This window comes from Pseudomonas sp. P4_C3 (assembly GCF_056402075.1).
In genome coordinates this window covers 1-5,539 of sequence record NZ_JBFUIC010000272.1, presented here as the reverse complement: position 1 = coordinate 5,539, position 5,539 = coordinate 1, and the positions used below count along the sequence as shown (strand labels likewise).

Here is a 5,539-nt window from a genome sequence, read left to right as displayed (position 1 = left end):
GTGCGCTACCAGCCCGTCAAGATTTCGGACGAGGTCAACGCCGTGAGCCAGGGTAAAGTCGATATCCTCTGCACGCCGACACCGCCCACCCTGGAGCGGCGCAAGATGATCAGTTACTCCATACCGATCTACACCGCCGGCCTCTCGGTCGTGGTGCGCAGCGATGCTCGCGAACCGCTGCTCAATGTGCTCAATGGCAAGGTCGCCAATACCGGCCCGACCTGGCGTGCCAGCATCAACAACGGTCTGGCCAACCAAACCTACGCGACCCTGGAGGGGGGCGTGACCGAAGACTGGATTCGCGAACAGATGCGCCTGCTCAACGTGATCGCTTCGCTGGTGACCGTGGACAACAACGACGAGGGCATCAAGCTGGTCGCCGAGGGCAAGGCCGATGCCTTCTTCTCCGAACGCATGCTGCTGCGAAACGAAATCGCCAAGGAAGGCGCGGCGAAGAACCTGATGCTCCTGGACCGCATCTTCGAGTACTCGCCGGTGGCGATGATCGTGGAGCGCAACGACGAAGACTTCCGCTTGCTGGTCGATATGGCCCTGAGTGAAGCCTATCACTCGGGCTTCATAGAAAAGGCCTACGACCAGTACCTGGGCGGAACCAACGCTACCGTGAGAAAACTGTTCAGGGTGTATGCGTTGCCTTAGTGGCATCGGGCCTTCCGCGGACGTAATGCAACTGTAGGAGCGAGCTTGCTCGCGATGGACTCAAGAGCGCCGTGTTTAGCCAGTGAGCACGCGTTATCGTTGACGACCTTCGCGAGCAAGCTCGCTCCTACAGATGAGCAGCGTCAATTGGCGAGGACCATGGCGAAGTAGCCGAGGACCGTCAGCAGGATTCCCGAGACTGCGAACGCTACCGGAAAACCGACCCACGGCACGTTGCTGCCGATTTCTGCCGCCGCTTCGAGGCACGGTCCGGAATGACTGCGGGCACCGGCCATGCCGCCCATCAGTACCGCCGGATTGATCTTCATCAAGTGATAGCCGACCACCCAGACGGCGAACGGCGGCAGCATGCAGGCGACGAAGCCCACCAGGAATATCTGCACGGCCAGCGTACCCGTCAGTTGGGCGAGGAGGGTGGCACCGGCATTGATCCCGACAATCGCCACGAACACCAGCAGGCCCATGTCCTCAAGGATGTTACGCGCCGCGTTCGGCGTATTGCCGAAGAAACGCAGGCGCGAGGACAGTGACGAGACGATGATGCCCGACACCATCAGGCCGCCAGCGCTTCCCAGGCCGACAGAAGCGCCAAAGGCGGGGAACTGGATCAGACCGATCAGCAGCCCCAGGGTCATCCCGGCAAACAACGTTAACAAGTCGGTCATGCTACTGGGCCGGGCGATGACGCCAAACAACTCGCCCGCGCGTTGCACGGCACTGGACAGACCGGTGACGAACAGCACATCGCGACGTTGCAACCTGGTTTCGGGCCCTACGGGCAGCGGTACACCACCGCGCTGGATGCGAGTCAACTGAAGCTGCCCGGCCAGGTCCAGTCCGCGGAACTCCTTGAGCGGCTTGCCGATGACAGCTTTCTCGGTCACCAGGATCTCCGCGTGGTCCAGGGGGACGGCGAGCGCCTTGGCGTCATCGACCTCCGGGCCGAGCAGACCGATGTTGATGGTGAGGCCTGTACGAGTGCTGCAAAGGGTAATCACATCCCCCAACTGCAACTGGATATCCGGATCTGCCCCTATCGACTCATCACCGTGATGCACATTGACGATGCGATATTCCGGGAATCGAGCGAGAAACTCACGGATGTTGAGGCCTGCAGTCGTGCGGTTTTCCAGGCGGTAAGCGCGCAATCCGAAGGCCTTGTCGGCGGTCAGGCCGTCGTCCTCCAGATCATGCATCCCATGCTGTTCCTCATAACGACGGGCTGCCGCCTTTGCATCGACACCCCACCAGCGCGGCATGTATTTGCACATCAGTACGATGCCGATGGTGCCCCAGATGTAAGTGATGCCATAGGACAGGGTAATCATCGCCGACACTCCCTCGACCGTGTCGCCCGGTGCGAGGTGGACGGCACCCGAGGCAACCGCCTGTTCAGCCGAGCCGATGGCCGAGGACATGGTCGTGGCCCCGGCGAGGATTCCGCCGGCCGCGCCGGTCGGCAAGTTGAATAGACGCGTGCCCAAGACCACCACGGCCAGACTGACCAAACTGCAAATGACCGCAAGGACGGTGAACTTCAGCCCGTCATCTTTCAGGCTATTGAGGAAGGAGGGACCGACCCGCAAACCGACCCCGTACATGAACAGGTAGTAGAAGAGGTTCATGGTGAACGTGTCGAACTTGAAGGTGATGCCATAGAGGGAGGCGGCAATGGCGATGCCACTGCCAACCACTATGGCGCCTCCGACGGTACCCAACCCATAACCCTTGATGGTGAAGCGGCCAATCAGCACCGCCAGGCTCACTACCAGGAACAGCAACATGTAAGGGTTGGCATTGAGAAACGAGAAGAGTGCCTGCACGGGTTGATTCCCCTTTTTCGCTACGTTAATGCCTGATGTCAGGAAAGACTCAGGCAGTAGCGTAGCGTGTGAATCCGGGGAGGTTGACCCGCAACACCTTTGCGATAGAACAGTACCGGGCCCAGGACAGGCTTGTTTGGTGTTTCAGGCGGACGCACTCACTCCTAAGCCTTTCTCCTGCGACGCAACGTCATGCAGGGAAATCCTTGAAGTCTCCGGCAATGCCAGCCCACCCGCCAGCGCGAGCAATGCAACCGCGATCAGATAGAACGCTGGTGACAGGTTGCTGCCGGTGGTGCTGATCAGCCACGTAGCCACCAACGGTGCCGTGCCGCCGAAAAGGGTGTACGCCATGTTGTAGGTGATCGCCGAGGCGGTGTATCGGGTACGGGTAGGGAAGGTTTCCGAGAGCAAGGCCGCCGTCACCACGCCACACAACACCGCGCCAATCGCCAGGAGCATGACGCCGACGATGGACGCTGCGAACGAGCCGGAACTGGCCATCAGGAACGATGGATACACGCTCACAATCAACAGCGCACAGGCTGTCATCACCGTCATTCGACGGCCGACCCGGTCCGAGTACAGCCCGGCCAGCGGGCAGATCGCCGCAGCGAACAGCAATGCAATCAGCGACACCAGCAGCGCTGTGGCGCGACTCAGGCCACCCGCGACTTGCAAGTAAGTCGCGAAATAGGTGGTGAACATATAAAACGACAGTGCCGTGAGTGACACAAAAGCACCCAGGTAGCAGATAGCCGCACCATGGTTGCGCAAGGTTTCCTTGAGTGGGGAGTGTGCGACTGCATGCTCTTGGGTCACCGCCTGGAATGCCGGTGTCTCATCGAGCTTGCAGCGCAAGTAAAGACCCACCAGGCCCAGGGGCGCGGCAATCAGGAACGGCAGGCGCCAGCCCCAACTGCCCATTGCTTCGGCCGACAATGACGCCTCGAGTGCATAGGCCACCACAGCCGCCGCGGCGAAGGCGGAAAATGTCGACACCGGAAGGAAACTGCCGTACCAGGCGCGTTTGTCACTCGGTGCATGCTCCATCAGGTAGGCACAGGCACCGGCGTATTCTCCCCCGGCGGAAAAGCCCTGGGCGCAACGGATCAGGGACAGAAGAATCGGCGCCATGACTCCGATCGCCGCATAAGTGGGCAGCAGACCGATCAAGGTCGTCGCCCCGGCCATCAGCAGAATGGTCATCGCCAGGGTCCGCTTGCGGCCGATCCTGTCGCCCAGCATGCCGAAGAAAATTCCGCCAAGGGGCCGAAATGCAAAGGCCACGGCGAATACCGCAAAGGTCTTGAGCAGCGCGGCACTGGCATCGCCGCTGGGGAAAAATTGCTGGGCGATGGTCGTGGCCAGAAAGCCATAGACGGCGAAGTCGAACCACTCGACGAAATTGCCGATGCCGGCAGCCACAATCACTTTTCTCAGCGTTCTTGGGCTGACTTGTTCCATAGTTGCGCTCGTCATGCTTGACCTCGATACTTCGTAAGTAAGCTATCGATTATCGGGGCAGACACCGGGGCGGCTCACTTCAAAAGTGTCATCCACATAGCCAGCACCGACTTCATTGCGTTGAACGAGGCATGAATCGCGCCAGATTGGCCGAGGGTGAGCAAAGGGCGGTGTTTTTCGCGTATTTGTAAAGCGTTGGCGGTATTGTCGGTCGCCAGGACTTGATCGATTTAGAAGGGATGAAGATGACATTGACTGTCGAAAGCCTGGTCAGGATCGCAATGGCCAATCCAGTAAACGCAGAGCTTGCTGATCGCTTGCCTGAGCTCGGTTTGAACCAGTGCATGCTCACGGCCGGTTGCCTGTTCCAGGCCGCCTGGAATCATCAGTCACAGCGAGCGGCAGGGTGGGGAGTGAAGGATTACGACGTCTTTTACTTCGATGATGATCTGTCGTGGGAAGCCGAGAATGAGGTCATCCAGTCCGCTCAGCGTCTGTTCAACCACCTCGACGTGAACATTGAGTTCAAGAATCAGGCTCGCGTTCATCTGTGGTACAGCCAGCGGTTTGGCGGGGATTATCCTCAGCTTCAGTCGGCTAGAGACGGGATTGATCGCTACCTGATTGCCGGTACCTGCATGGGTCTGGATGTTGAAACGGGCGAGGTCTATGCACCCAACGGCCTGGCCGATACAGAGCACGGGTTACTTAGAATCAATCCAAGGAATCCCAGGCCAGACTTGTTCGACCAGAAGGCGAAAAGTTATCAGGCTCGTTGGCCTTGGCTCAGGATCGTAGAGCTCCAAAGTTGAATGGGAGCGAGGGGAGTTTACCGATGAAGCAACTTATTGGAGATGAAAGCCAATTGCTGCCTGCCACGACGGCCTGTAAACGAAGCAGCCCTTGGCGAAGGGCTGCTTGGACTGTGGATTCAACACAACAGATTTTGTGTAAGCAGGATCTCGGTCAAACCGGCGCCAGCAGCACCATGGGTGCTGCATTTGAGGCTTGAGGCCGTACAACAGATCAGCTGTTGGAGTGATCGGCTGCCTTGGCTTTGCTTTGAGCTACAGCGGCTTCAGCCTTCTGTTTCTGGGCAACCTGGTAGGTTTCCATCGAGACTTTGCGGGCCGACTCCATGCGTGCAAAGGTCCGRTCACCGCCACCTGTGGCCATYGCCAGAGAAGAAGCGGTCAGAGTGGCGACTACGAAGAGAACTTTCATGGATTTCATTTGGGTATCCTCAAGTGAGACTTTATTAACAGTTAAAGCGGGATTCATTGGCTAGAGCTGAACTTCCTTGTTCAACCTGGAATTACCAGCCAGCCAGGGCGGCGTTTCCTGTTTTCCAGGTGCCTTGCTCCGTGCGTGCTTCGGTGTCTCTGTTTTTGGCCCAGGCAGTGAGCAGTACCATCATCCCGAACCCAGCGACGATGAGCACCGGATAGGCTGCCAGCAACTCCACCAGGGAGTACTTCCAGGCCAGCGGACGACCAACACCCAACATGGCGGCATAGAACCACGACACGCCAGAGAACGCCCCCGAGAACAGCGCCAGCATGCGCAGG

6 protein-coding genes and 1 pseudogene are annotated in these 5,539 nt (G+C 58.9%); 3 read left to right on the top strand and 4 right to left on the bottom strand.

The window, feature by feature from the left end; translation table 11 throughout:
- A partial coding sequence (locus AC1DVH_RS25410; protein WP_477756123.1) for a transporter substrate-binding domain-containing protein occupies positions 1–660 on the top strand: 660 nt, incomplete at its 5' end.
- A gap of 143 nt (positions 661–803) precedes the next feature.
- On the opposite strand, the gene AC1DVH_RS25405 is transcribed toward AC1DVH_RS25410, so the two are convergent.
- Positions 804–2,504, bottom strand: coding sequence for an aspartate:alanine exchanger family transporter (locus AC1DVH_RS25405; RefSeq protein ID WP_477756122.1), 1,701 nt, complete (start codon positions 2,502–2,504; stop codon positions 804–806).
- Between the two features lie 144 nt (positions 2,505–2,648).
- A complete protein-coding gene (locus AC1DVH_RS25400) occupies positions 2,649–3,986 on the bottom strand; it encodes an MFS transporter (protein WP_477756121.1) in 1,338 nt (445 codons plus the stop codon).
- A gap of 230 nt (positions 3,987–4,216) precedes the next feature.
- Between AC1DVH_RS25400 and AC1DVH_RS25395 the strand changes: the two genes are divergently transcribed.
- Entirely contained in the window at positions 4,217–4,783 is a 567-nt protein-coding gene (locus AC1DVH_RS25395) for a nucleotidyltransferase family protein (protein ID WP_477756124.1), read from the top strand.
- Positions 4,784–4,806: 23 nt separating this feature from the next.
- Positions 4,807–4,983: a hypothetical protein gene (locus AC1DVH_RS25390; protein ID WP_477756120.1), complete on the top strand. Its 177-nt coding sequence runs from the start codon at positions 4,807–4,809 to the stop codon at positions 4,981–4,983.
- A 14-nt stretch (positions 4,984–4,997) separates the two neighbouring features.
- Here the strand turns inward: AC1DVH_RS25390 and AC1DVH_RS25385 are convergent, their stop codons facing one another.
- Positions 4,998–5,204 carry a co-regulatory protein PtrA N-terminal domain-containing protein gene (locus AC1DVH_RS25385; RefSeq protein ID WP_477756119.1) on the bottom strand — a complete coding sequence of 69 codons (207 nt, stop codon included), beginning with the start codon at positions 5,202–5,204 and terminating at the stop codon, positions 4,998–5,000.
- Between the two features lie 82 nt (positions 5,205–5,286).
- Positions 5,287–5,539 (bottom strand): annotated as a pseudogene (locus AC1DVH_RS25380) (hypothetical protein); the annotation flags it as partial.